The organism is Saccharopolyspora erythraea, from assembly GCF_018141105.1.
Lineage (GTDB): Bacteria > Actinomycetota > Actinomycetes > Mycobacteriales > Pseudonocardiaceae > Saccharopolyspora_D > Saccharopolyspora_D erythraea_A.
Genome location: NZ_CP054839.1, coordinates 1,052,742 through 1,076,174 on the forward strand (window position 1 = coordinate 1,052,742; position 23,433 = coordinate 1,076,174).

General features: G+C 71.6%; 28 protein-coding genes and 1 riboswitch. Of the genes, 9 read left to right on the top strand and 19 right to left on the bottom strand.

Going from position 1 to position 23,433, the window contains the following annotated elements; genetic code table 11:
* Nucleotides 1-181: 181 nt before the first annotated feature.
* The 4 genes from HUO13_RS37290 to HUO13_RS04815 form a co-directional block, all read right to left on the bottom strand.
* Nucleotides 182-1,936: a DNA-3-methyladenine glycosylase 2 family protein gene (locus HUO13_RS37290; protein ID WP_249124454.1), complete on the bottom strand. Its 1,755-nt coding sequence runs from the start codon at nt 1,934-1,936 to the stop codon at nt 182-184.
* A 112-nt stretch (nt 1,937-2,048) separates the two neighbouring features.
* Complete coding sequence (locus HUO13_RS04805; RefSeq protein WP_211900269.1) at nt 2,049-2,693, bottom strand: response regulator; 645 nt, start codon at nt 2,691-2,693, stop codon at nt 2,049-2,051.
* A complete protein-coding gene (locus tag HUO13_RS04810) occupies nt 2,690-3,940 on the bottom strand; it encodes a sensor histidine kinase (protein WP_249124455.1) in 1,251 nt (416 codons plus the stop codon). The genes HUO13_RS04805 and HUO13_RS04810 overlap by 4 nt, the downstream gene beginning before the upstream one ends.
* A 17-nt stretch (nt 3,941-3,957) precedes the next feature.
* Nucleotides 3,958-4,911, bottom strand: a complete 954-nt coding sequence (locus tag HUO13_RS04815; RefSeq protein WP_211900271.1) for a hypothetical protein — start codon at nt 4,909-4,911, stop codon at nt 3,958-3,960.
* 150 nt (nt 4,912-5,061) lie between these two features.
* Here HUO13_RS04815 and HUO13_RS04820 point away from each other — a divergent pair, with 150 nt between their 5' ends.
* Both HUO13_RS04820 and ychF read left to right on the top strand, forming a co-directional pair.
* The gene (locus HUO13_RS04820; protein WP_211900272.1) at nt 5,062-5,289 is read left to right on the top strand and encodes a hypothetical protein; all 228 of its coding nucleotides are present in this window, start codon (nt 5,062-5,064) and stop codon (nt 5,287-5,289) included.
* Nucleotides 5,290-5,600: 311 nt separating this feature from the next.
* Nucleotides 5,601-6,680, top strand: coding sequence for a redox-regulated ATPase YchF (ychF, locus tag HUO13_RS04825; RefSeq protein ID WP_211900273.1), 1,080 nt, complete (start codon nt 5,601-5,603; stop codon nt 6,678-6,680).
* Nucleotides 6,681-6,724: 44 nt separating this feature from the next.
* Here the strand turns inward: ychF and HUO13_RS04830 are convergent, their stop codons facing one another.
* On the bottom strand, nt 6,725-7,102 hold the full coding sequence (locus HUO13_RS04830) for a TraR/DksA family transcriptional regulator (protein ID WP_211900274.1): 378 nt from the start codon (nt 7,100-7,102) through the stop codon (nt 6,725-6,727).
* A gap of 137 nt (nt 7,103-7,239) precedes the next feature.
* Here HUO13_RS04830 and HUO13_RS04835 point away from each other — a divergent pair, with 137 nt between their 5' ends.
* A complete protein-coding gene (locus HUO13_RS04835) occupies nt 7,240-7,920 on the top strand; it encodes a DUF899 family protein (protein WP_211900275.1) in 681 nt (226 codons plus the stop codon).
* On the opposite strand, the gene HUO13_RS04840 is transcribed toward HUO13_RS04835, so the two are convergent.
* On the bottom strand, nt 7,914-8,846 hold the full coding sequence (locus HUO13_RS04840; protein WP_211900276.1) for a DMT family transporter: 933 nt from the start codon (nt 8,844-8,846) through the stop codon (nt 7,914-7,916). The two genes, HUO13_RS04835 and HUO13_RS04840, sit on opposite strands and share 7 nt — an antisense overlap.
* Nucleotides 8,847-9,012: 166 nt before the next feature.
* Here HUO13_RS04840 and HUO13_RS04845 point away from each other — a divergent pair, with 166 nt between their 5' ends.
* Nucleotides 9,013-9,549 carry a hypothetical protein gene (locus tag HUO13_RS04845; protein WP_211900277.1) on the top strand — a complete coding sequence of 179 codons (537 nt, stop codon included), beginning with the start codon at nt 9,013-9,015 and terminating at the stop codon, nt 9,547-9,549.
* On the opposite strand, the gene HUO13_RS04850 is transcribed toward HUO13_RS04845, so the two are convergent.
* Nucleotides 9,473-9,838 (bottom strand): MerR family transcriptional regulator, encoded by a 366-nt coding sequence (locus HUO13_RS04850; protein ID WP_211902661.1) that lies wholly within the window; start codon nt 9,836-9,838, stop codon nt 9,473-9,475. The two genes, HUO13_RS04845 and HUO13_RS04850, sit on opposite strands and share 77 nt — an antisense overlap.
* 112 nt (nt 9,839-9,950) lie before the next feature.
* Here HUO13_RS04850 and HUO13_RS04855 point away from each other — a divergent pair, with 112 nt between their 5' ends.
* Nucleotides 9,951-10,730, top strand: a complete 780-nt coding sequence (locus HUO13_RS04855; RefSeq protein WP_211900278.1) for an alpha/beta fold hydrolase — start codon at nt 9,951-9,953, stop codon at nt 10,728-10,730.
* On the opposite strand, the gene HUO13_RS04860 is transcribed toward HUO13_RS04855, so the two are convergent.
* From HUO13_RS04860 to HUO13_RS04910, 11 genes are all read right to left on the bottom strand, one after another.
* On the bottom strand, nt 10,727-11,041 hold the full coding sequence (locus HUO13_RS04860; protein WP_211900279.1) for a gas vesicle protein K: 315 nt from the start codon (nt 11,039-11,041) through the stop codon (nt 10,727-10,729). The genes HUO13_RS04855 and HUO13_RS04860 overlap by 4 nt on opposite strands.
* Nucleotides 11,034-11,270, bottom strand: a complete 237-nt coding sequence (locus HUO13_RS04865; RefSeq protein WP_211900280.1) for a gas vesicle protein — start codon at nt 11,268-11,270, stop codon at nt 11,034-11,036. Before HUO13_RS04865 ends, HUO13_RS04860 begins: the two co-directional genes overlap by 8 nt.
* A gap of 2 nt (nt 11,271-11,272) precedes the next feature.
* Nucleotides 11,273-12,049, bottom strand: coding sequence for a GvpL/GvpF family gas vesicle protein (locus tag HUO13_RS04870; RefSeq protein WP_211900281.1), 777 nt, complete (start codon nt 12,047-12,049; stop codon nt 11,273-11,275).
* On the bottom strand, nt 12,042-12,482 hold the full coding sequence (locus HUO13_RS04875) for a gas vesicle protein (protein WP_211900282.1): 441 nt from the start codon (nt 12,480-12,482) through the stop codon (nt 12,042-12,044). The genes HUO13_RS04870 and HUO13_RS04875 overlap by 8 nt, the downstream gene beginning before the upstream one ends.
* The gene (gvpO, locus tag HUO13_RS04880; RefSeq protein WP_211900283.1) at nt 12,479-13,312 is read right to left on the bottom strand and encodes a gas vesicle protein; all 834 of its coding nucleotides are present in this window, start codon (nt 13,310-13,312) and stop codon (nt 12,479-12,481) included. Before gvpO ends, HUO13_RS04875 begins: the two co-directional genes overlap by 4 nt.
* Nucleotides 13,313-13,316: 4 nt before the next feature.
* A complete protein-coding gene (locus HUO13_RS04885) occupies nt 13,317-13,568 on the bottom strand; it encodes a gas vesicle protein GvpG (RefSeq protein WP_211900284.1) in 252 nt (83 codons plus the stop codon).
* Nucleotide 13,569: 1 nt separating this feature from the next.
* A complete protein-coding gene (locus tag HUO13_RS04890; RefSeq protein WP_211900285.1) occupies nt 13,570-14,358 on the bottom strand; it encodes a GvpL/GvpF family gas vesicle protein in 789 nt (262 codons plus the stop codon).
* On the bottom strand, nt 14,355-14,789 hold the full coding sequence (gene gvpJ / locus HUO13_RS04895) for a gas vesicle protein GvpJ (RefSeq protein WP_211900286.1): 435 nt from the start codon (nt 14,787-14,789) through the stop codon (nt 14,355-14,357). Before gvpJ ends, HUO13_RS04890 begins: the two co-directional genes overlap by 4 nt.
* A gap of 6 nt (nt 14,790-14,795) precedes the next feature.
* Nucleotides 14,796-15,929, bottom strand: a complete 1,134-nt coding sequence (locus HUO13_RS04900) for an SRPBCC family protein (protein ID WP_249124456.1) — start codon at nt 15,927-15,929, stop codon at nt 14,796-14,798.
* Complete coding sequence (locus tag HUO13_RS04905) at nt 15,922-16,740, bottom strand: hypothetical protein (protein WP_249124457.1); 819 nt, start codon at nt 16,738-16,740, stop codon at nt 15,922-15,924. The genes HUO13_RS04900 and HUO13_RS04905 overlap by 8 nt, the downstream gene beginning before the upstream one ends.
* A gap of 213 nt (nt 16,741-16,953) precedes the next feature.
* Nucleotides 16,954-18,117: an 8-amino-7-oxononanoate synthase gene (locus HUO13_RS04910; RefSeq protein ID WP_211900288.1), complete on the bottom strand. Its 1,164-nt coding sequence runs from the start codon at nt 18,115-18,117 to the stop codon at nt 16,954-16,956.
* Between the two features lie 199 nt (nt 18,118-18,316).
* Here HUO13_RS04910 and bioD point away from each other — a divergent pair, with 199 nt between their 5' ends.
* Both bioD and HUO13_RS04920 read left to right on the top strand, forming a co-directional pair.
* Entirely contained in the window at nt 18,317-18,994 is a 678-nt protein-coding gene (gene bioD, locus HUO13_RS04915; protein WP_211900289.1) for a dethiobiotin synthase, read from the top strand.
* A gap of 96 nt (nt 18,995-19,090) precedes the next feature.
* Entirely contained in the window at nt 19,091-20,044 is a 954-nt protein-coding gene (locus tag HUO13_RS04920) for an FAD-dependent oxidoreductase (RefSeq protein ID WP_249124458.1), read from the top strand.
* Between the two features lie 69 nt (nt 20,045-20,113).
* Here the strand turns inward: HUO13_RS04920 and HUO13_RS04925 are convergent, their stop codons facing one another.
* On the bottom strand, nt 20,114-20,413 hold the full coding sequence (locus HUO13_RS04925; RefSeq protein WP_211900290.1) for a 4a-hydroxytetrahydrobiopterin dehydratase: 300 nt from the start codon (nt 20,411-20,413) through the stop codon (nt 20,114-20,116).
* Nucleotides 20,414-20,560: 147 nt separating this feature from the next.
* A riboswitch (TPP riboswitch) is annotated at nt 20,561-20,649 on the top strand.
* Between the two features lie 39 nt (nt 20,650-20,688).
* Here HUO13_RS04925 and HUO13_RS04930 point away from each other — a divergent pair.
* Together HUO13_RS04930 and HUO13_RS04935 are read left to right on the top strand one after the other, a co-directional pair.
* Nucleotides 20,689-21,735, top strand: coding sequence for a thiamine ABC transporter substrate-binding protein (locus HUO13_RS04930; protein WP_211900291.1), 1,047 nt, complete (start codon nt 20,689-20,691; stop codon nt 21,733-21,735).
* Entirely contained in the window at nt 21,711-23,348 is a 1,638-nt protein-coding gene (locus tag HUO13_RS04935) for an ABC transporter permease (RefSeq protein ID WP_211900292.1), read from the top strand. Before HUO13_RS04930 ends, HUO13_RS04935 begins: the two co-directional genes overlap by 25 nt.
* Nucleotides 23,349-23,433: the final 85 nt, after the last annotated feature.

The following is a 23,433-nucleotide window of genomic DNA, read 5'->3' on the forward strand; positions in this document are numbered from 1 at the left end:
GGGCGCGGAGTGGCGGCGTCGTCGGGCTGCACAGGGGGTCAGCCCGACGACGCCGCCACCACTGAAGCGCTCCCGCTGGGAGCAGTTGCTTTTCCGCGCACTGCTATATCGATGTTTAGGCGGCTGCGTCGGATACTCCCGCGCCCGCGCTCTCAAAGTGAGCCGCGATGCCAAGGCGGCCTTACGCCGCTCCGCTTCGCCCCGAGCGCCACAGCAGCATCCCGGCGTACGAGCGCCAGGGACTCCACCGGTCGGCGTGTGCTCGCAAGGTCCGCGCATCAGCCGGGAGGCCCAAGGCCGCTGCGCCCTTGCGCAGCACAAGGTCGCCGTCCAGGAGAACGTCGGGGGCGCCGAGGACGCGCATGGCGACGTAGCCGGCTGTCCACGGCCCGATTCCCGGTATGCGTTCCAGCTCCCGCCGGAGGTCGGCTTCGTCGCGGCCGGGGTGGACCTGCAGGTTGCCGCCGGCCAGCTCCTCGGCGACACGCCGCACGGTCTCGGTGCGGCGTTTCGGCCCGGGCAGGACGTTGTCCGCTCCATTCGCCAGGGCTTTCGCGATGGCCTCCGCGGTCGGGAACAGCGTCGTCACGGTTCCGTCGGGGTGGGACAGCGGTTCTCCCAAGGCCGCGACGAGACGTCCGAGCGTGGTCCGCGCTGCCGATACCGAGACCTGCTGGCCGACGAGGGCGCGGACCACGATCTCGGTGCCGTCCACGCTGCCAGGCACTCGCACGCCCGGCGCGGTGCGGACGACCGGCGCGAGGGCGTGGTCGTCACCGAGAACGTCCGCCACTGCCACGGGATCGGCGTCGAGGTCGAGGAGCCTGCGCAGTCGCGACACCGCAGAGCCGAGATCACGCAGGTCGGTCAGCTGCAGAGCGGCCGCGACGTGGTTGTCCGCCGGGCGCAGCGTCGCGATTCCCGTGCCATGAGGCAGGCGCAACGACCGCGTGTAATGGCCTGGCCCGGCGTCCTCGACACCGCTCAGCGCCCGCGCAGCCAGGAACGCGAACAGCCCGTCGGTGTCGATGGGGGATCGGTATGGCAGCCGGAGGTTGAGAACCCCTGCGGCGCTGGAGACTCCGGCATTCCCGGAGACATCCCCATTCCCGACCGCCGCCGTGCTCGTGGATGACGCCACGTTCGCGGGTACCGCCGCACTCAAACCAGCCGCCGTACTCGCCGCTGCGCCCGCACTCGCACCGGCTGTGACCGCCGTCCCCGCAGTCACCGCCCCTGCCGGTCCCGCTCCAAGTCCCGTTCGCACCGGGCCGATAGCTCCAGCTCGCGCTCCCGCTCCGCCCACAGCGTCCCCAACAGCCGCCGCACGCGTGCGCCTTACCGGCCCGGCGGACTTCCGAACGCGGCCAGCCCTCGGTGCCTGGCGGCGCAGCAGGGTCGGCGTCGCTCCGAAAACCTCGCGGACGGTGTCGTTGAACTGCCGCAGGCTGGAGAACCCGGCGGCGAAGGCGATGTCGGTGAAGCTCAGTTCCGTGGTCTCGATCAGGATGCGGGCCGAGTGCGCCCGGTGCGCGCGGGCGAGTCCGAGTGGTCCGGCGCCCAGTTCGGCGGTGAGCACGCGGGTCAGGTGCCGCGTCGAGTAGCCGAGCCGCGCCGCGAGGCCGCTGACTCCGGACCGTTCCACGACACCGTCGTTGATGAGCCGCATGGCGCGTCCGGCCAGGTCGGCGCGCAGGTTCCACTCCGGCGAGCCGGGGACCGCGTCGGGCAGGCAGCGTCGGCAGGCCCGGTAGCCGGCGGCCTGCGCCGCGGCGGTGGTCGGGAAGAACTCCGCGTTGCCGGGCTTGGGCGTCCGCGCCGGGCAGGACGGCCGGCAGTAGATCCCCGTCGTGCGAACCGCGAGCACGAAGCAGCCGTCGAAGCGGGCGTCCCGCGAGGTGACCGCCCTGTACGCCTGCTCCGCCGCGACCAGCATGCCGCCAATCGTCCCAGCGGCCGCCACACCCCACTAGCGGAAATCGGACACCGCAGAGCCTGGCACCAGAGCGTCGGCCACGGCAAACCCGAACACCGCGCGTCCGACACGGCTAAGAAGCCGGACTCACGAAGCCGGACTCGTAGGCGAAGACCACCGCCTGAGTTCGGTCGCGGGCGCCGAGCTTCGCGAGGACGTTGCCGACGTGGGTCTTCACCGTCTGGATGCCGATGAACAGCTCCGCGGCGATCTCGGTGTTCGACAGCCCCTTGGCCATCAGCCGCAGCACCTCCGCCTCGCGCTCGGTCAGCGCCGGGGCGGGGCGCCGCGCCCCCGGCGCCTGCCATGCGACGAGCCGCCGGATCGCCGCCGGGAAGAGCAGAGACTCGCCCTGCGCCGCGATGCGGATCGCCTGCACGATCTCCTCCGGGCGTGAGCGTTTCAGCAGGAATCCGGTCGCGCCGGCGCGCAGCGCGTCGTAGACGTGGTCGTCGTGCTCGAAGGTCGTGATGACGATGATCGCCGGCGGGTCGGCGACCGCGTCGAGCACCGCCGTCGTGGCGCGGATGCCGTCGACGGCGGGCATGCGCACGTCCATCAGCACGACGTCGGGGCGAAGCCGTCGCACCAGAGGCAGGACCTCCGCGCCGTCGGCGGCGTCACCGACCACCCGCAGGTCGTCCTCCGCGTCGATGACGGCCCGCAGGCCGGTGCGGATCAGCGGCTCGTCGTCGACCAGAAGCACCGTCACGCTCACGACGAAGACCGTAGCGGGATGCGCACCCGCAGCCGCCAGCTCGAACCGTCCGCCCCCGTGCTCACCTCGCCGCCGAGGGCCTGCACGCGGTGCCGGATGCCCGGCAGCCCCAGCCCGGACCGGCGTTTCGAGCGAGCGGAGCCGACCGGGTTGGTCATGTCGAGGGTCAGGTCGCCGTCGTCGACGGCCACGCGCAGTTCGACGGGGACGGGCCCAGCGTGCCGCAGCACGTTGGTCAGTCCTTCCCGCGCGACCCGGTACGCCTCCCTGCTGATGTGTTGCGGGACGGCGTCCACGTCTCCTCGGACGTCGGTGCGCAGCTCCAGGCCCGCGAGGTCGGTCGACCGGGCCAGTTCTGCCAGGTCGCGCAGGCTCTGCGCGGTACTGCGGTCGGCCGGAGCCTCCGCGCGCAGCACGCCGAGTGCGTGGTCGAGGTCGTCGAGCGCGCAGCGCGTGGATTCCTCGATCGCCCGCAATGCCTGACGGGCGAACTCCGGGTCGGAGTCCAGCACGCGACCGGCCGCGCCCGCTTGCAGGGTCGCGACGTTGAGCGTGTGGCCGACGGAGTCGTGCAGTTCCGAGGCGATGCGATTCCGCTCGGAGAGCTGTTCGACGCGGTGCAGCAACTGCTTCCGAGCAGAGGGGCCGAGCAGCACCGGCGCGAGCCTGCTCAGCAGCTCTCCGATTCCGGCGACCAGGTAGACACCCGCGGCGACCAGGCCGAGCCCCACCAGCGGTGCCCACGGTTCACCGAGGCCGGACCACTGGTAGACGGGGTGTGCGTGGAAGGGACCGACGCCGTCCAGCACCGGCGAGACGGTCAGAACCAGGATGAACGGCGGCACCACCAGCGTCAGCGCACCGACCAGTGTTCCGGCGGACAGGTGGACGAGGTACCAGGCCGCGGTGCGCCAGCGGTCCGCCCACGACTCGGCGCGCCCGATCTCGTGCTCGGTGATCGGCCCGCCCACCAGGGCCTTCGACACCGAGCCTTCCAGTAGCCGCGTAACCGGGACCAACGCGGTGGCCGCGCACGCCGCCAGCACGAAGACCACCTGCACGGCGAGCACCCGTCCCGCCGGCAGTGGGGGCACCAGCAGTCCTCGGTCGAGCAGCGGACCGATCACGGTGACCGCCAGCGCCAGGTAGGGGATCGCCAGCGCCGAGCCGAGGACCAGGTGCGCCCATCGCAGGTAGGTGGAGCGGGCGGCGAACGGCCGGACGAGCCGCGACAGCGTGGACACCACCGCATCCTCCTCGGTGCTCACGCGGGTTCGGGCCCCAGCCCGCACAGACCGCACCGCCCGCGGGTTCGCAGCTGGTACGAGCGCGTGGCGGGTGTCAGCAGCAGACCCCACAGCAGCCAGCTCCCGTAGAAGACCATCGACGGCCACGCGTGCATGCCCTCGATCGGCCTGGGAGCCGGAGCACCCGCGACCCCGAGCATCTGCACGGCGGCCGGGAGCCCCATCGTCAGCAGCAGGCCGGAGCCGAACCAACCTCCGAACAACAGCAGGCCGCGCGGTGTCGCTTTCCCTGCCAGGCCAGGTACCCAGCGTGGCCAGACGCGGCCCCAGCGGTGCACGAGCGCCAGCGACAGCACGAGGCCGACGAGCGCGGCAGGCACCACGAGCCAACCCCTGGTGAACCCGTCGCGGGCGAGGTCGGAGTGGTCGAGTCCGATCGTCCCGCCCAGCGCCCAGTGCGTCTTGAGCAGCGGATAGGGCAGCCCGAACAGAAAACCCGCATAGCCGAGCCAGAGCCGCTGCTCGACAGGTGGAGCCGTGGGGTTCCGGCCGCAGCCGAGGCACTGGGCCAGAGCCCGCCGCCGGTAGCGGACCAGCGCCCTGAACAGCAGGATCGCCGCGACCAGCGCGAGTGCTCGGGTGACCGCCATCGGCCAGTCGGGCACCGGCTCGCCGACGAGCAGGTAGCTGATCGGCGTCGCGATGTCGAAGAACACGCCACCGGCGGTCAGGAGCATCGTCCCGAGCGCGATGGCGGTCAGGACGGTGGTGGCGCGGTGGTGGCGGAACATCATCGCTGCGGCCGCCGTCATACCGAGGGCAGCGGCCAGGGGCGTGACCCACACGGGGATCGCGAAGAGGATCTCGCCACGCGAGAGGACCCGGCTGGCCAGGAACGCCGACAGCGTCGCCGCGGATGCGGCCAGCGCCGCGGCGGCGTGGACGTGAGCTCGGGGATGCGGGGTTTCCATGACGGCTCCGGGGGTGTGGAGGAGATCACCACGAATGCTCGCCCGCGCCCCCGGCCGTCACCTCCCGCTCCGGCGGGGTCTGCCTCCCGCCTGGGAGGGAATCTGATCAAGATGGGTGCGTATCGGGCGTTTCATCCCTAATGTCGTGTCATGACCCGATCCGTGATCCGAAACGCCCGTGGCCCGAAGATCGTCGGGGCGGTCGCGACCGCCGTGTTCGCCCTGATGGTCACCGCGGGATGCAACGACACCGCCCCGCCCGCCGACCAGGAGCAGGAACAGGAACAGCAGCAGGACGGCGACGACCAGCAGCAGCCCCCGCAACAGCAGCAGCCCGACCAGGACGGTGAAGGCGAGCAGCAGCAGGACGACAACTGACCGCTGATTCCGTCGTGTGACCGCTGACTCCGCCGGAGCGGGGCGTGCGGATGCGTGCGGACAGCTGTCCGCCGCACGTCCCGCTCCGGGCTCCGGTGGCCGGGCCCACGTCAGCGGCAAGGTCGGTGCACTTCGCCCGTCCGCCGGCCAGCGGGCGTTCGTCCCGCTGCCGCGGTGGCCGCTGGGTGCCGCCGTGGCTGCCGGGTGTCGCGGTGGCCGCTGGGTGTCGCGGTGGCCGCTGGCCAGCGCCGTGCGCCTCCCGGCCCCATGCCTCGGTGATCGTTCAGACCCAGCGCCTAGACTTTTCACCCGTGAGTCTCACCCTCGGAATCGTCGGGCTGCCCAACGTCGGCAAGTCCACCCTGTTCAACGCGCTGACCAGCAACGACGTGCTCGAAGCGAACTACCCGTTCGCCACCATCGAGCCCAACGTCGGTGTGGTGCCGCTGCCGGACAAGCGGCTCGACAAGCTCGCCGAGGTCTTCGAGTCCGCCAAGACGGTGCCCGCGACGGTGTCGTTCGTCGACATCGCGGGCCTGGTCAAGGGCGCGTCCGAGGGGCAGGGCCTGGGCAACAAGTTCCTGGCCAACATCCGCGAGGCCGACGCGATCTGCCAGGTCATCCGGGTCTTCGACGACCCCGACGTGGTGCACGTCGACGGCCGGGTCGACCCGTCGAGCGACATCGAGACGATCAACACCGAGCTGATCCTCGCCGACCTCCAGACGCTTGAGAAGGCACTTCCACGCCTCGAGAAGGAAGCCCGCACGCACAAGGACAAGCGTCCCGCGCTGGAGGCCGCCAAGGAGGCCAAGGACATCCTCGACGCGGGCCAGACCCTCTTCGGGGCGGGCAAGGGTGCCGACACGGTCGAGCTGCGCGAGCTGAACCTGCTCACCACCAAGCCCTTCCTGTACGTCTTCAACGCCGACGAGGGCGTGCTGACCGACGAGGACAAGCAGCGCGAGCTGCGCGAGCTGGTCGCGCCCGCCGACGCGGTCTTCCTCGACGCCAAGGTCGAGTCCGAGCTGATCGAGCTGGACGAGGAGTCGGCGCGGGAACTGCTGGAGTCGATCGGCCAGCCGGAGCCCGGCCTGCACGCGCTGGCCCGCGCGGGCTTCCACACCCTCGGCCTGCAGACCTACCTGACCGCGGGCCCGAAGGAAGCGCGGGCGTGGACGATCCGCCAGGGCTGGACCGCCCCGCAGGCCGCGGGTGTCATCCACACCGACTTCGAACGCGGCTTCATCAAGGCCGAGGTGGTGTCCTACGACGACCTCCTGGAGGCCGGCTCCATGGCCACCGCCAAGTCCGCGGGCAAGGTCCGCATGGAGGGCAAGGACTACGTCATGGCCGACGGCGACGTGGTCGAATTCCGCTTCAACGTCTGATCGGACGTTTTCGCTGGTAGCGAGCTCATGATCCGCCGCCCCGCTCAGCGGCGGTGGGTTGCGCAGGCGATGCACGTCGTCGTGGCGGGCAGGGCCTCCAGGCGCTCCGGTGCGATGGGCTTCCCGCACTGCTCGCACACGCCGTAGGTGCCCTCGTCCAGGCGGGCGGCGGCGCGTTCCAGCGCCTCGAGGTCCCGCCGGGCGTCGGCGAGAAGGCCCTGTACCTGGGCGCGCTCGTAGGCGATGGTCGCGCCCTCGGGGTCGTGTTCGTCGTCGGTGCCCGTCCACGTCGACACCTCGCGGATGGACGACAGATGGCGTTGCAGGGAGCTGATCCTGGCCGTCGCGCCGGCGCGCTCCTCGGCCAGCAGCTCCCGCGCCGTCCGCGGCTCCGGCCTGTCCTGCGGTTTCCGATCCCTCATGCAGAGGTGAACGCCGCCGGCCCGCCCGCTATGCCGCGTCGGCGCGGTCGCGGGACGGGGGCGGCCCGTCTGGCGGGCCACCGCGTGCCATCAGACCATGTGACCAGGTCAGTAGCCGTCCGTCCACGGAGGCAGCGATGCGCCAGACCAACCTCACCGGGGAGCCTTCCGAGTACCTCGACGCTCGCGAGGAGCTGCGCCGAGCCGAGATCGACCTGATGCGGCAGCGCGAGCGGGTCGCGGACCTGCGCCGCCAACTGCCGCTGGGGCCCGCCGTCGACGATTACACGTTCGAGGAAGGGCCCGAGGACCTCGACGCCGGAGACGCCCCGGCGCGCAAGGTGCGGCTGAGCGAGTTGTTCACTGGTACCGGGCGTGAGCTGCTCGTCTACCACCTGATGTACGGCAAGAAGCAGACCGATCCCTGCCCGATGTGCACGATGTGGATCGACGGGCTGAACGGGATCGCGCACCACGTCAGGCAGAACGCCGACTTCGCCGTCGTGGCCGCGGCCGACCTGCCCGCGCTGCGCGCGCACGCCAGGAACCGGGGGTGGACGAACGTGCGCCTGCTCAGCGCCGGGGACAGCACGTTCAAACAGGACCTGGGCAGCGAAGACGCCGAGGGGAACCAGGACTCCACGGTGTCGGTGTTCGTCCGCGGCGACGACGGGTCGGTGCGCCACTTCTACTCGGTGCACCCGAGGATGGCCGACGACATCGACGAGCGCGGCATCGACCTGCTCACCCCGGTGTGGCACCTGCTCGACCTCACCCGCCGTGGCCGTGGCGACTGGTACCCGACGCTGAGCTACTGAGACGCCACCGGCCGCGCCGCCGTCCGGTTCGACTGCGGCTGCGGGGTGGACTTCTGCCAGCGGGTCAGGGCCACACCGACGAGGACGACGGCCATGCCGGTCAGGACCCTGACGCTGAGGTCCTCGTGGAGGACGAGCGCGCCCAACGCCACCGAGACCACGGGGAGCAGGTAGCCGACGGTCGCCGCGTTGGTGGGGCCCTCCTCCTCGATGAGGCGGAAGTTGAGGTGGAAGGTCAGTCCGGTGGAGAAGATGCCGAGTGCCGCCACGGCCGCCAGCGCCGTCAGGTCGAAGTGGACCGGTGGCGCACCGCTGACGGGGATCGCCAATGCGCTCCATCCCGTCGCGGTGAGGAGCTGGGCCGCCGACAGGGCGACCGGTGAGGTGCCCCGCCCGGCGAGTTTCCGCGCCATGTAGGCGAATGCGACGGCGTAGCTCACCGCTGCCACCAGCAGTGCGAAGGCTCCCCAGCTGAGCAGCCCGGTCTGCTGCCACGGCGCGAAGATCAGCAGGGTGCCCGCGAAGCCCAGCAGGAGACCGCCCGCCCGGAGCGGGCGCAGCCGCCGTTCGGTGCCGAGACCGATGCCGATCAGCAGCGACCACAGCGGGGTCGTCGCGTTCAGGACACCGGCGACTCCGGAGTCGACGGTCTGCTCACCGATGCTGAAGAGGAAGAACGGCAGGGCGTTGCAGAAGAAGGCGGCGACCAGCAGGTGGCCCCAGGTCGCCCGGTCGCGCGGGAGGCGCTGACGGGCCCGGGCCGCCAGCACGAGGAGCGCGGTCGCGCCCAGCGCGCAGCGGGCGAAGGTGATCTGGACCGGCGACATGCCGTTGTTCAGTGCCAGCTTGATCCAGAGGAAACCCGACCCCCACAGCAGTGCGAGCACCGCGATGCGCACTACCGATCCACGTCCACTGCTGCTCACGATCGCCTCCCAGCCCGGTTCGCTTGGCAAGAACATTGCCGCGCAAAACCAGGAAGAACAAGTGAAACAATCTGGCACTATTGGTTAGCTAAACTTAAGTAAGTCTCAGGTGGAGATACCTCTCGCGGGGGAGGTCCGGTGCGGCGGCCCGGCGCATCGTCGTGGCATGGCCAGAAGTGAGGCGAGGACGACCGCGCAAGGCGCGCTGTGGGCGCGTTGGGCGGTGGCCTGCGCCGTCGGGTACGGGCTGCTGCGCCTGTACTGGGCGGCGGGTGGGCGGCTGGGCTATACGGCGTGCGACCGGACCGAGGTGTCGAGCGCCGCTGAGATCGCGAGCGGTCAGGTCGTCCCGCGCTGGGTGCCCGTGCTGCGCGGACGCCAGGTCCCGCGGCTGCTCGCCGTCATCCCTGCCGGGGTGGCGTCGGTGGCGCTGGTGTCCTACGGGCTGCTGGGAGTCGCGCTGATCGCCCGGGCGTTGCTGACCGGCACGACGTGGGCAGAGCTGGGCCAGGTTTGGGCTTACGCGGCAACGGAAGCCGTGTTCCTGCTGTGGGGTGTCGCGCTCGCGGCCGCGACGTTCGGGTACCACCTGGCCACCAGATCCCCTTGCGGCACCTGTGAACCGCTCAGTGCGTGGCCGACTCGCGTTCCGCCGCGGTCAGGAAGTCGACGAGCGCGCCCCGGGTCTGCTGGAGGCAGCTGATGCGGTCGTCGATGCCGCTCAGTTGCGAGCGCAGGGTCGCGAGCAGCTCGGGGCACGGGTCGAGGGCCGGCATCTCGCCGCGTGCGCAGGGCAGGACGTCGCGGATGACCTCCGTGGTGAGCCCGGCGGCCAGCAACCGGCGGATCTGGCGGACGACGGTGACGGCCTCGGGGGAGTAGTGCCGGTAGCCGCTCGGCGCCCGGTGCGACGACAGCAGGCCCTGCTGCTCGTAGTAGCGCAGCAGGCGCTGGCTCACGCCGGTGCGGCGGGACAGCTCGCCGATCTTCATGAGATCCGGCGCATAGCGGGTTGACTCTGACATCGATGTAAGACTTTAGCGTTCACGGCACCGACCGCGGAAGGGCCGACCGCCCGCCGCACGACCGTGAGGGGAAACCGCGATGCCGTTGTCGCACAAGATCGTCGGATCCGGGCCGGGACTGCTGCTCGCGCACGGGGCCACCGGGAGCATCGAGGGGAACTTCCCGTTCCTGGACGAGCTGGCCGCCGACCACACCGTTGTCGCGGCCGACTACCCCGGTTCCGGCGCGACGCCGAGGGCCGACGGCCCGCTGCGGCTCGACGACCTCGCCGACGAGTTGGTCGCGACCGCCGTGGACGGCGGCGTGGAGACGTTCGCGATCCTGGGCTACTCGATGGGAACGGCCGTCGCGATCCGCGCCGCGACTCGGCATCCGCGGCGGGTGTCCGCGCTGGTCCTGACTGCCGGTCTCACGCATCCGGACCGGCACCTGCGGCTCACGCTCGACCTCTGGCAGCGGCTGCGCGAAACGGGGGACCACTTCGCGCTGTCGAGGTTCCTGCTGCTCAACGGGCTGACCCCGGCGTCCCTCGACGCCGTCGAGCCGTGGGAGGAGACCGTCGCGCAGGCAGCGCACGGACAGGCGCCCGGGGCCGACGACCACCTCGCGCTGCTGCGGACCGTCGACGTGCGGGCGGACCTGCCCGGGATCGCCGTCCCGACTCTCGTGGTGGCAACGGCTCGCGACACGCTCGTGCCGCCGCACAACTCCCGGCGCATCGCGGACGGGATCGCCGGGGCCCGGTTGGCCGAGATCGAGTCCGGGCACCTGATCGCCGACGAACGCACCGGCGAATGGCTCGACGTGGTGCGGGACTTCCTGGCCGGCGTGGAAGGAACGAGCAGGGAAGCGGCTTAGTCGCGGGGTAGCAGGGGGCCGAGGGGGCCCAGGTCGATGTTGAGGTCCTCTGTGGTGAGTCCGAAGTGGTCGCGTAGCTCGCCCATCGCCTCTTCGAGCTTCATCAGAGCCATCCCCAGCTCCTCTTCCTGGTCCTCGTGGAGGTTGCCCTCGTCGACCCGGCGCAGCGCCTGGCGTTCCATCAGCTGCCGGATCAGCTCGATGATGGTCAGCACCAGCTTGGCGAGGTCGCGTTGCACCGCCTCGGAGTCGGTTTCGATGCGGTGCGGCAGCCGGCCGGTGCGACCGCCGGTTCCGGGTCGTTCAGCCATCGCGTTCGGGCTCCCAGTCGCGCAGGTCGGTGTCGCCCTCCCGGATGGAGCTGATGATGGCGCGCAACGACACCCGCACCAGGTCCACCCCGGCCAGCGAGATCGTCAGGTCCCCGGTCAGCACCACTCCGCCCGCGAGCAGGCGGTCGAGCAGGTCGACCAGCGCGATCTCGTTGGAGGCGCGGACGGGTTCGGCCGAGCGGACGGGGTCGGTGCTGAGCTGCGACATCGTCAGTTCCCGTCCCGCAGCACGGCGAACGAGTACGGCGGCCACGGCCCGGTGAGCTCCACGCGCAGCGCCGGGTGCGTGCCGGCGAGCTCGCCGACCAGCGAGGTGAACTCGTCGGTCGCGGAGTCGTCCACGAGGTAGGCGCCGTTGAGCACCATCTGGCCCCGGTAGCCGGCCAGCTCGCGGTTCTGCGGCGGATGCACCCGGCTCGCCCGCGCCAGCTCGCTCAACGTCGCGTGCACCTGTTCGGCCTGGTCCACGGCTTCCTGCCGCGAGCTCTCCTTGCTCTCGCGGCGTTCGCGCAGCTTGCGGAGGTAGGCGGCGCCCGGGCGCTCCGGGGCGGTGTCCGCGCCGCCTTCCCGCTCGGGCTGCGCGCTTTCCGGATCGGTGTAGGCCTTCACGCCCCACTCGGTTCGTCCGGTGATCTCGGCCAGCACCTCGCCGAACACCTCGGCGCGCTCGTCGAGGACCGCGCGCACCCGGTCGTCGTTGAAGTACACGGTGGCCATCCCGAGCGGTGCGACGGGTGCGGCGGCCGCGGCGGCGTTGACCACGTGGTTGTGGCCGCGCACCGTCGTCTCCAGCCAGTGGATGTCCTCCAGGTTGCGGCGCAGCCCCTGCTCTCCGAACTCCTCGGCGTCCACGGTGCTGACCAGCGCGGCCAGCTCTCCGGAGCGGACCAGCCGCACCGGGGAACCCGCGATGCCCTCAAGCCCCGCGGCGATGTCGTCCCGCGGGGCGCGGGTGATCGCGTAGACGTAGGTCACCGAGTCAGCCACGGTCGCGCTCCTCGTCCTCCTCGTACTCCGCTTCCACGGGTTCGGAGCCCTGGCCTGCGCCGATCGCCGCGTCGCGCTCGGACTCCAGGTCACGCACCTGGTCCTGGAGCCGCCGGTTCTCCTCGACCAGGTCTCGTTGCTTCGACGACAGCGTGGGGTCGTGCTCCCACCAGTCGATGCCCATCTCGCGCGCCCGCTCCACCGAGGCCACCACCAGCCGCAGCTTGATGGTGAGCAGCTCGATGTCGAGCAGGTTGACCTGGATGTCACCGGCGATGACGATCCCCTTGTCCAGCACCCGTTCCAGGATGTCGGCGAGGTTCGTGCCCTCCTGGCGCGCGGGCGGTGCGGTGCGCTGCTGCCCGTACCAGGCGGGGGCGCGCGCCTCACCGGCCGCGGCCGGCCTGCGCTCTTCTCCGTCGTACCCGGTCATCGTTCGTTGCCTCGCCCCCTCGCGTATCGGTCGACGCGGCGGTAGGAGACGAGGTCGCCTTCCTCGTCCAGCTCCGCCTCGTACACGGCGAGCACGTCGGTGGTGTCGGGAATCCGGCGGCTCTCCACCACCTCGACCCCGACGATCCAGCCCTCGCCGCCGCGCTGGAGCGACGTGACGCCCTCGGTGTCCCTGCCGGTCAGCTCGTAGACCTGCTGGAGCGCGAGTTGCGCGACCTGCGCGGCCTTGATTCGACGCCCCGGTGCGCGCGGCTCGGGCTCACGTCGGGGTTCGGGCTCCGGCTCGGATTCGGCTTCTGGTTCGCGCTCAGGTTCTGGTTCGCGTTCGGCTTCGAGCTCGCGCTCGGGCTCTGGTTCGCGTTCGGCTTCGAACTCGCGCTCAGGTTCTGGTTCGCGTTCGCGCTCGCGCTCGGCTTCCGGTTCCACATCGGAGTCGGGCTCGGGCTCGGGTTCCCGCTCTGCATCGGGTTCCGCTTCCAGCTCGGCATCCGTTTCCGGCTCGACATCGGGTTCCCGTTCGGCTTCGCCGGCTCGTCCGGCCGTCGGCTCCGGTTCGGGCTCCGCCCTCCTGGGCCTGCGCCGGGGCCGGGAGTCGCCGTCTCGTTCCCGATCCCGTTCGCGGTCGGAACGCCGCTCGGCTTCGCCACTCGATCGGCGTTCCCGCTCCGGTTCGGCGCGCGACCGGCGTTCCCGGCCGACCTCCGCCTCGGCCCGCGGCGTGCGCCTGCGACGCCCCTCGGCGTCCGTGCTCGGCCGCCGGCGCCTGGGGCGCTCGCGGTCTTCGGCGTCGTCGTCTCGAGCCTTGACCACACGATCACATCTCCCCTGCCCCGCGTCGGCGTTGCACCTCGAACAGCCGGGCGAGCAGCCCTTCCTGCAGCTCGTCCCGCTGCTGGTCGGTCAGCTCCCCGTTGGCGTGGGCCTCGTCGACCTCGGCGAGCTGCCGCTGGATCACGCGGGGGTCGTAGTACTCGCGTTCCGCCTGGTTCTTCATCTGCTCGGCGACCCACACCACGCCGCGCACCGGCGCCAGCGGCAACGTGAGAATTCCGCTGAGAAGCCCCATGTCAGCTCTCCGGTAGGAAGTCGTAGGGAGCCAGCGGCCCGAGCAGCCGCAACGAGACCCGTCCGGTCCACCGCTCGGCCAGCTCGTCCACGGCGCGCTCGAACTCCGGCACCCGTCTGCGGTCGACGAGGAACGCCGCGTCGACGGCGTCCTCGACACCCCCGACCTCGTGCGAGGCGCTGGCCACCGCCGCCGGTTCCAGCGACCGGACGAGGTCTTCGCCGTCCGACTGGCGCTTCTTCGCCACGGCCTCGTTCACGAGTTCACCCAGGCGAACCCGCTCGGAGTACCCGGCGTCCTCCGCGACGCCCTGCAGCGACTCGCGGAGCCGCATGATCTCCGGCTCCTCGGTCACCACCTCGCGCAAGTGCGCGTCCTCGGTGTACTTGCCCCGCACCGTGAGCTGGACGAGCCCGTCCAGCTCGGACAGCACCGACTCGAAGTGCTCGTGGTGCGGTGCGAGCAGCTCGTCGGTGACGGCGTCGACCGTGCTCACCACGGAACCGAACCGCATCGGCAGCACCGTGGTCTCCTCGGCGAGGGTGTCGAGCACGCGTTCGTGCGCGAGCAGGTCCTGCCGGGTGCCCAGCGGCCGGGCCAGCGGCACCTCGCTGACCAGGGCGCTCAGCCCGCGGTGCGAAGCCAGCCGCACCGGCGCCTTGTCGTCGCCGACCGACGGGAGGTCGGCGGGCAGGTCGTCCGGCGACCAGATGATGCCGTAGACGTAGACACCGCGCTCCGTGGTCACGTCCCCCTGCTCGCGAGCGTCGTGCCGCGGTTGCGTGGTCATGACCCACCACGCTCCCGGCCGCGCGACTCGCGGCGGCGCGTGGGCTGGCGTTCCCGCTCCGGCTCCTCGGTGCGGAACTCGTCGATCTTCTCCTTGGCGGCGTCGAGCACTCCCTTGGTCTTGCCGTGCGCACCGCCCTGGGTCACGCCCTGCGACATGCCCTGCATCAGCTCGGGGAGGTCCTTGCCGCCCTTGGCGTGCAGGTCCAGGCGGTTGGTGGCCTCGGCGAACCTCAGGTAGGTGTCCACACTGGCCACGACGACGCGGGCGTCGATCGTGATCAGCTCGATCCCCACCAGCGAAACCCGGACGAACGCGTCGATGACGATGCCCTTCTCCAGGATCATCTCGACGACGTCGGCCAGGTTGCCGCTACCGGCTCCGCCGCGCTGGACCTGGGCCCCGCCGCCCTGCGTGTTGGCGAGCGTCATGCTCTCTCACCTTCTCCTGCCTGACGTTGTCGGTTGCTGCCTGCGGCTGCTGCGGTCTTCCTCCTCGTCCGCTGGCTCCTCCTCGGCGTATTCCTCCTCCTCGTCGTAGCGGTCGCGCTCGCCGGTTTCGTCGTCGTAGCCGCGGTCTTCTTCTTCGTCCTCCTCGTCCCGGTCCTCGTCCCGGTCCTCGTCCTCCTCGTCGCCGTAGTCCTCTTCCTCGTCGCCGTAGTCCTCGCGGTAGCGGTCCTCGTCCTCGTAGCCGGACTCCCGCTCCTGCTCCTCGGCGAGCGCGTCGTCGTGGGTCTTGACGACCTCGCGGTCGCGGATCTCGCCCCGCCAGCCCTCGATCTCTCCCTGCTCGAGGATCGTGCGGGTCATCATGTGGCGTTTGATGTACTTGAAATCCGCGCGGACGCGGCGCCCCTGCGCCCGCCAGAGGTTCGCGGTCTTCTCGAAGAAACCCTGCGGGTAGTACTCGACGACCAGCAGCACGCGAGTCATGTTCGGGGCGAGCTCGTGGAAGGAGACCGAGCCGTCCACGGTTCCCTTGGCGCCCTTGGAAGTCCACACGATGTGGGAGTCCGGGACCTGCTCGACGATCGTGGCCTCCCAGTTGCGCCGCGAGAAGAAGATCCGCGCGCGCCAGTTGACCGTCTCGTCGGACTGCTGGTCTACGCTCTCGACCTTCTTGGTCATGTCGGGGAAGTCCTCGAACTGGGTCCACTTGTCGTAGACCACGCGCAGCGGCAGCCCGATGTCGTTGGTCTCGATGATGTTGACGACCTTGGCCTTGCCCTTCTTGCCGCCCTTGCCGCCACCGCCCAGGCCGACCGCCTGCTTGACCTTCTCCTTGGCTCCGGTCAGCCCGGCGCTCAGCGCGGAGGACACCGGGGACTTCCCGGACGCGAGGTCCGTGCCGCCGGTCACCGCGGCCAGCAGTCCGGCGCCCCCGTTGCCCGCGGACTCGGTCAGCCGCTCGGTCATGTCCTCGACCTTGTCGGTGACCACGCCCGCCGCGCGCTCGGCGACCGCGCCCAGCAGGTCCTGCAGGCCGCTCTTCAACGGGTCGAGCGGCAGGTCCTGCAGCAGCTTGCCCACGTCGCCCGTCACCGCGCGCCCGGCGCGCTCCGGTTCAGCCATCGTCATCACCCCGAGTCTTCGCGGACCTCCGTTCGGAGGGCCTCGAACGCTGCGCCGGCGTGCTCCGGCGCTCCCCGCCGGACCTGGCCCGGCCTGCCGACCGGCTCTGCCCCGCGCCACTCGCCCCCGACGAACGGCTGCCGCTCGAACCCGCCGAACGACTGGAGGTGCTCGCGGTGCCGGACCGGGTGCGCTGCCCCGTCGAGCCGCTGCGGCGGCGTTCCGGCTCCTGGCGTTGCGTGGAACGTCCCCCTTCGCGGGAGGAGGATCGCGCCGGGCGCTCCTCCTGCTCCTCGTCCCGGTCCTCGCCCTCGTCCTGCGACTCGTCCTGACCGGTATCCTGCGTGGGCGCCGACACATCCGAGAGGTGCGGCGTGCGCAGGCCCTCAGCGCGCTTGGAGAGGTTCGCCCCCAGCGAGTCGATCTTGTTGCTGGCGGCGGCCAACGCGGCGCCCTTGGCCGCCTCCAGCAGCCGCTGCCTGGCGTCACCGGTGAGCTTCTTCAGCTCTGGCGACTCGGCGAGCAGTTTGCCGCCCTGCTCGAGCAACTTCGCCGGATTGCCCGCGAGCCGCCTGCCGGCCATCATGCCGCCGACGGTGATCGCCAGTTTCATCTTGCGCGAGCGGCCGAGGATGTAACCCACCGCCACGGCCATGGCGATTTGAGGCCCTGATTTCATGTCGACCTCCTGCCGGAGCCGCCTCACCGGCCCCCGGATTTCCGGCGCCGGCGCGCCAGATGCCCGGACCTGCGGCGACACTCGCTCCGCCTTGTTGACTTTCCGTTGAGGTAACGGGACGACCTGGCCCATTGGTTTGAGGGCTACCCCTCGGCGGAGAAGTCGAAACTGATCAAAGAACCGGCGGGTCCGTGATCGTCAAACAATTCCGGAGGACGATGTGTGAGATGTTTTCCGGGATCTTGCGGAAAAGATCGTCTTCGTGCCCGGATTCAATTCTCGTCACTGATCGGAATTGGTTCGAAACCAAATGTGCTGCCCGCGCGGCCAAGCGGCTGCGCCGCTTCAGAGGCGGAGATGGTGCGGTGCGGCGTCGGCGATGACCCGCACGGCCTGCGCGATCTGCTGCTCGGTGAGGTCGGCGCCGGCGGTCAGGCGCAGACGCGACGTCGAGTCCGGCACCGCGGGCGGGCGGAAGCAGCCGACGGCGACACCGCCGGCACGGCACGCCGTGGCCCACTCGACCGCGTTGGACGGTGACCCGGCAGGCAGCGACAGCACCGCCGCACCCGGCGGGTTGACAACCAGTCCGGCGTTGGTGAGGCCCTCGTGCAACTGCTCGGCGACCAGCCGGACGCGCTTCCCGCGGCCGGGCTCGCGGCTCAGCACGCGCAGCGCTGCCAGCGCCGCGCCCGCGCACGCGGGCGCCAGCCCGGTGTCGAAGACGAACGTGCGTGCGGTCTGGGTCAGGTGCCTGATCACCCGGCGCGGTCCGAGTACCACACCGCCCTGCGCGCCGAGGGCCTCCGACAGCGTGGCGGTGGCGACGGCGTCGGGCGGGGTGACGAGCCCGACTTCGCTGAACGCCCCCGCGCCGCCGGGGCCGATGATGCCGAAGCCGTGCGCGTCGTCCACGAGCAGTGCCGCACCGTGCGCACCGACGACGTCGTGCAGTTCGCGCAGCGCGGCGATGTCGCCGTCGACCGAGAACACCGACTCGGTCACCACCACCGCGGGGCCGCCGTGCGCGCGCAGTATCCCGTCGGCCCGCCAGACGTCGGCGTGCGGGAACACCTCGGTGCGAGCCCGGGACAGGCGGCAACCGTCGATCAGCGATGCGTGGTTGTGCTGGTCGGAGACGATCAGCGAGTCCGGTTCGGTGAGCGCGGTGAGCACTGCCAGGTTCGCCGCGTAGCCGGAGGAGAACACCAGTGCGGCCTCCGTGCCGTAGGTCGCCGCGAGCTCTTCCTCCAACTCGTGGTGCAGCTCCGTGGTACCGGTGACCAGTCGCGATCCGGTCGAACCCGCGCCCCACCGGGCGGCGGCCTCGGCCGCGGCGCCGATCACGGCGGGGTGGCGGGACAGGCCCAGGTAGTCGTTGCCTGCCAGGTCGAGCAGCGGGTCCTCGGAGTCGCGGGGCAGCAGCGTGCGGGACAACCCGGCGCTGTCCCGCTCGTCGAGACCGCGGTCGATCCAGGCGAACGCCGACTCCCGGCTGATCGGTCGCATGGCGCGCACTCTGGCACGGTACGCGCCGGGAATCCAGTGTCCGATGTGCACAATGGCGCTGGGCTGGAGCTTGTCCGGGCGGCGTGGTGCTCCCGGGCCGCCCCGTGCGGCATGCTCGCGCATGGCGTCGACCTCCTTGCCGCAGGAGGAAATCGAGCCCGAAACGCCGTCGTCCCGACAACGTTCCTGGAGCCCACGGATGTCCGTTCTCGTCATCACCGGTACCGGCACCGAGGTCGGCAAGACCGTCGTCACGGCGGCGATAGCCGCCCTCGCACCCGGTCGCGTGGCGGTGCTGAAGCCCGCGCAGACTGGTGTCGAGGCGGGCGAGGACGGTGACGTCGCCGAGGTCGCGCGGCTCGCGGGCCCGGTGAAGGCGGTCGAGCTGGCCCGCTACCCGGAGCCGCTGGCCCCGGCCACGGCCGCCCGCCGAGCGGGCGCGGCGGCGGTGCGGCCGGCGCAGGTCGCTGAGGCGGCCCGGGAGCTGGACCGCGAACACGACCTGGTGCTGGTGGAGGGCGCGGGCGGGCTGCTGGTCCACTACGACGACGACGGCGGCACGCTCGCCGACGTCGCGGTCGCGCTGTCGGCACCGGTGCTGGTCGTCGCCCACGCGGGCCTCGGCACGCTCAACGCCGCCGCGCTCACCGCAGAGGCGTTGCGGGCGCGCGGTGTCGAGTGCGCGGGTGTGGTCGTCGGGAGCTGGCCGTCGGCTCCGGACCTGGCGTGCCGGTGCAACCTCGACGACCTGCCGGAGGTGACGGGGGCGCCGTTGCTGGGGGTCCTGCCCGAAGGCGCGGCCGCCGACCCGGCCGCTTTCCGCGAAATCGCACGGGCGGGCCTCGCCCCGGCCCTCGGCGGGCAGTGGCGCCGGTGAGGCCGGTCGGTGGCATCGAGCGCAGGTCACGCCGGTCGGTTGGAATGCCCCGTTCGAGGGGGCCGCGACGTCGTGCCGTGCTGTTAGCGTGGACGCGTGAGCGGTGAGTCCGTGCTCGTCATCGGAGCCGGGGTGCAGGGCCTGACCTCGGGAATCGTCCTCGCCGAGGCGGGAGTCCCGGTCCGCATCCGCACCGCCGAGCGCCCCCGCGACACCACCTCCGCCGTCGCGGGCGCGATGTGGGGACCGGCGATGCTCCGGCCTGCCGACCGCGTCCTGCGGTGGGTCACCCGCTCGTATGCGGAGTTCATGGCGCTGTGCCGCGACAGCGCGTCGGGCGTGCACCTGGCACCGGGGCGGATGGCCGCCCGCTTCGACCTGGGCGACGTCGTGCCGCCGGAAGCGCAACTCCTTGACGACCTGCGCAAATGCCGGCCCGAGGAGCTACCGGAGGGTTTCGTCAGCGGCTACCACGCCACCGTGCCGCTCATCGACATGCCGAAGTACCTGGACCACCTCGTCGACCGCTTCCGGGCCGCGGGCGGCGAGCTGGTGGTCAGCCCGGTGCCGACGCTGGGCGAGGCGGTCGCGGAGGCTCGGGTCGTGGTGAACTGCACCGGTGTCGGGGCCCGCGAGCTGGTCGGCGACCCCGCCGTGCACCCGGTGCGCGGCCAGCACGTGGTGGTGGCCAACCCGGGCGTGGAGGAGTACTTCATCGAGCTGACCACGGCCTCCGAGTTCGCCGGCTACATGCCGCACGGCGACCGGGTCGTGCTCGGCGGCGTGGCGGTGGAGCACGACTGGAACCTGGTGCCCTCCAGCACGGTGAGCGAGGGCATCCTGCGCCGCTGCGCGGAGGTCGAGCCGAAGCTCGGCGGCGCCGAGGTCCGCGACGAGATCGTCGGGCTGCGCCCCGGCCGCGAGCAGGTCCGGCTGGAGGTCGAGCACTTCGAGGGCTCGCGGATCGTGCACGACTACGGCCACGCGGGGTGCGGGGTCGCGCTGTCCTGGGGCTGCGCCTTCGAGGTCGCCGACCTCGTCGGAACCTGACGGCCGGTGCCGGACGCCCCGCGTCGCGGTTGGCGCCCGGCGTCCCGTCCGGTCGTGTCGGGGTCGGTGTCAGCTCTGCTGGAAGGCGTCGATGGCGGAGTCGATCTCCTGGGCCATCGACACGTCGGCCTGCGTTATCCCGCCCTTGGAGTGCGTGACGCAGTGGAAGGTCAGGTTCCGCCAGCGGATGTCGATGTCGGGGTGGTGGTTCTCCTTCTCGGCGATCTCGGCGATCCGGTTCACCACCTGGATGGCCTGCGGGAAGCTGGCCAGCTCGACGCTGCGGGTGAGCTTGCCCTCCTCGTGCCGCCACTCCGGCAGGTGTTCGAGGGCGGTGGAGATCTGGTCGTCGGTCAGCAGCTCTGCCATGTCGACCATGATGGTGGACGAAGCCGCTCTTCGCGACCTTCCCGCGCCGCGAAGAGCCGTTGGAGCTGCGCAAACCGCGTTCGTCCAATCGGCGGTCCCGGCCCGCGGTCCGGGGCGGCGGCGGGGCCTGACGTAGACTCCGGGGTCGCCACGGGAGTCCAGCGCGCTGGGCTGAGAGGAGGGGCGAGCCCCTCGACCGTACGAACCTGAACCGGATCATGCCGGCGCAGGGAGGCCCTCGATGCCGGACGCGTGGCGCGACATCGGGAGGACCGTTGAACCGTTTCCTGCGACTCGCCGGAGCCGCCGCGCTGGCCGCGCTCACCGCGAGCTGCTCGCTGGCCGGCACGCAGAACCAGGACCAGTCCGCGCGCACCGTCACGCTGGTAGCGCACGACTCGTTCGCCGCCGACGAGAAGCTGCTGGCGAAGTTCCAGGAGACCACCGGCATCCGCGTCAACGTCCTCAACAGCGGTGACGCCGGGGAGCTGACGAACAAGCTGGTGCTGTCCAAGGCGAACCCGATCGGCGACGTGGCCTACGGCGTCGACTCGACCTTCGCCTCCCGCGCGCTGCGCGAGGGCGTGTTCGAACCGCATCGGGCGCCCAACGCCGACCAGGGCCCGCAGCGCTACGCGCTGGAGCCGGAGCACCGGCTCAGCGCCGTGGACGTCGCCGACGTCTGCGTCAACGTCGACTCCGGCTGGTTCGCCCAGCGCGGCCTGCCCGAGCCTGCGAACCTGCGCGACCTGGCCGATCCCCGCTACCGCGACCTGTTCTCCGTCCCGGACCCGACCACGTCCTCACCCGGCCTCGCGTTCCTGCTCAGCACCGTCGCGGCCTTCGGCGAGAACGGCTGGCAGGACTACTGGCGCCAGCTCGCCGCCAACGGCACCAAGGTGTCGTCGGGCTGGGAAGAGGCGTACAACCAGGACTTCTCCGGATCCGCAGGCAAGGGGCCGCGGCCGATCGTGCTCTCCTACGCCTCCTCGCCCGCGGCCGAGGTGAACCCGGACGGTTCGCCTCGCACGAAGGCGCTGGCCGGCACCTGCTACCGCCAGGTCGAGTACGCGGGTGTGCTGCGCGGCGCGAAGGACCCGGAGGCGGCCGGTCGGGTCGTCGACTTCCTGCTCTCACCCGAGTTCCAGGCGCAGGTGGCCGACACCATGTACGTCTACCCGTCGGTGCGCGACGTGCCGTTGCCGCAGGGCTGGGCGGTCAGCGCCCCGCTGCCGCCGCGTCCGGCGGAGCTGCCCGCGCAGCAGGTGGAGCAGAACCGCGACCGTTGGGTGGAGCAGTGGCGCGCGGTGGTGCGGGGCTGACCGCCCCCGCCCAGGCGGGAAGCGGCCACCGGATCGCGGTCGGGGTGGCCGCGGCGGTGGTGCTCGGCTTCCTCGGCCTGTTCTTCGCGTGGCCGGTCGCGGCGATCCTTGGCCTCGGCGCCGACGGCGGCGTCACCGGCGTCCTGGCCGATCCGGCGACCTGGCGGCTGGTCGCCTTCACCCTCGGCCAGGCCGCGGGCTCGACGCTGCTCGCGCTGCTGGCGGGAATGCCGCTGGCCTACGTCCTGGCCCGGCTCGCGATCCCGGGCAAGACCGTGCTGCGGGCCATGATCATGGTGCCGTTCGTGCTGCCCACGCTGGTCGTCGGCATGGCCTTCCGGGCGCTGCTCGGCGGCGACGACGGCGTCAGCGTGCTGGGCATCATGCTCGCCAACGGCTTCTTCAACGTCGCGGTCGTCGCCCGCACCGTCGGCGGCCTGTGGACGCACCTCGACCGCCGGGTGGAGGACACCGCCAGGTCGCTGGGGGCCTCGCGGCTGCGGGCCTTCACGTCGGTCACGCTGCCCGCCCTGCTGCCCGCGCTCGGATCGGCGCTGGCGGTGGTCTTCCTGTTCTGCTCCACCAGCTTCGGCGTCGTGCTGGTGCTGGGCGGCGGCCGGTACCGGACCCTGGAAACCGAGATCTACCTGCGGACGGTGCAACTGCTCGACCTGCGGGGCGCGGCGGCGCTGTCGCTGCTGCAACTCGCCGCCATCGTCGCGGCGCTGGTGATCGCCGCGCTGGCGCGCCGGCGGCGGGAAACGGCGTTGCGGCTGCGCAAGGCCGAGGAGACCGCGCGCCCGCCGCAGGGCGGCGAGTGGTGGATCGTGGGCGCGGCGGGCGTCGTCGTCGCCGCGCTGGCAACACCGATCGTGAGCCTGCTGCTGCGGTCGGTGTCCACCCGGGACGGCTGGAGCCTGGCCGGCTACCGCGCCCTGGCGGGCACCGGCGAGCGCGGCACGCTCCAGGTCTCCGGCATCGACGCGGCGCTGAACTCGGTGCGCACCGCGGCGGATGCGACCTGGCTGTCCCTGCTGATCGGGCTGCTGGCCTCGTTCGTGCTGATCGGCGTGCAGCGCCGGACGACGGCGGAGCTGCTGGACACGGTGCTGATGCTGCCGCTGGGCGTGTCGGCGGTGACCGTCGGCTTCGGCTACCTCGTCACTCTCGACGCCCTGCCCGGCGACCTGCGCACCTCGCCGCTGCTGGTGCCCTTCGCGCAGGCGCTGGTCGTGACGCCGCTGGTGATCCGCATGGTGCTGCCGGTGCTGCGGTCCATCGACACCCGCCTGCGGCAGGCCGCGGCGACGCTCGGCGCGAACCCCTGGCGGGTGCGGTGGGAGATCGACGTGCCGCTGGCGGCGCGGGCGGTGGTCGCGGCGGCCGGCTTCGGCTTCGTGGTCGCCCTCGGCGAGTTCGGCGCCACGAGCTTCCTGGCCCGGCCGGACGCGCCGACGCTGCCGGTCGCCATCGGCAGGCTCGTCTCCCGGCCGGGGGAGCTCAACAGCCAGATGGCCTACGCGGCGTGCGCGCTGCTGATGATCGTCACCATCGTCGCGGTGATCGCCATCGAGCGCGTGCGGGGCCGCACCGAGTCGGTGGGGGAGTTCTGATGCGATCGCTGGTTCGCCGGGTGGGTTTGCCGCCGGTTCCTGGCGCTGATGCCGGTCGTCGAGTGGCTTCGACGTGTTTCTTGGG

Coding starts and splice junctions, on each gene's coding strand:
- HUO13_RS37290 (WP_249124454.1), bottom strand. CDS start 1,936: ATGCTGGTCGCGGCGGAGCAGGCGTACAGGGCGGTCACCTCGCGGGAC.
- HUO13_RS04815 (WP_211900271.1), bottom strand. CDS start 4,911: ATGGAAACCCCGCATCCCCGAGCTCACGTCCACGCCGCCGCGGCGCTG.
- HUO13_RS04820 (WP_211900272.1), top strand. CDS start 5,062: ATGACCCGATCCGTGATCCGAAACGCCCGTGGCCCGAAGATCGTCGGG.
- HUO13_RS04830 (WP_211900274.1), bottom strand. CDS start 7,102: ATGAGGGATCGGAAACCGCAGGACAGGCCGGAGCCGCGGACGGCGCGG.
- HUO13_RS04835 (WP_211900275.1), top strand. CDS start 7,240: ATGCGCCAGACCAACCTCACCGGGGAGCCTTCCGAGTACCTCGACGCT.
- HUO13_RS04845 (WP_211900277.1), top strand. CDS start 9,013: ATGGCCAGAAGTGAGGCGAGGACGACCGCGCAAGGCGCGCTGTGGGCG.
- HUO13_RS04850 (WP_211902661.1), bottom strand. CDS start 9,838: ATGAAGATCGGCGAGCTGTCCCGCCGCACCGGCGTGAGCCAGCGCCTG.
- HUO13_RS04855 (WP_211900278.1), top strand. CDS start 9,951: ATGCCGTTGTCGCACAAGATCGTCGGATCCGGGCCGGGACTGCTGCTC.
- HUO13_RS04860 (WP_211900279.1), bottom strand. CDS start 11,041: ATGGCTGAACGACCCGGAACCGGCGGTCGCACCGGCCGGCTGCCGCAC.
- HUO13_RS04865 (WP_211900280.1), bottom strand. CDS start 11,270: ATGTCGCAGCTCAGCACCGACCCCGTCCGCTCGGCCGAACCCGTCCGC.
- HUO13_RS04875 (WP_211900282.1), bottom strand. CDS start 12,482: ATGACCGGGTACGACGGAGAAGAGCGCAGGCCGGCCGCGGCCGGTGAG.
- HUO13_RS04885 (WP_211900284.1), bottom strand. CDS start 13,568: ATGGGGCTTCTCAGCGGAATTCTCACGTTGCCGCTGGCGCCGGTGCGC.
- HUO13_RS04890 (WP_211900285.1), bottom strand. CDS start 14,358: ATGACCACGCAACCGCGGCACGACGCTCGCGAGCAGGGGGACGTGACC.
- gvpJ (WP_211900286.1), bottom strand. CDS start 14,789: ATGACGCTCGCCAACACGCAGGGCGGCGGGGCCCAGGTCCAGCGCGGC.
- HUO13_RS04900 (WP_249124456.1), bottom strand. CDS start 15,929: ATGGCTGAACCGGAGCGCGCCGGGCGCGCGGTGACGGGCGACGTGGGC.
- HUO13_RS04905 (WP_249124457.1), bottom strand. CDS start 16,740: ATGGGCCAGGTCGTCCCGTTACCTCAACGGAAAGTCAACAAGGCGGAG.
- HUO13_RS04910 (WP_211900288.1), bottom strand. CDS start 18,117: ATGCGACCGATCAGCCGGGAGTCGGCGTTCGCCTGGATCGACCGCGGT.
- bioD (WP_211900289.1), top strand. CDS start 18,317: ATGTCCGTTCTCGTCATCACCGGTACCGGCACCGAGGTCGGCAAGACC.
- HUO13_RS04925 (WP_211900290.1), bottom strand. CDS start 20,413: ATGGCAGAGCTGCTGACCGACGACCAGATCTCCACCGCCCTCGAACAC.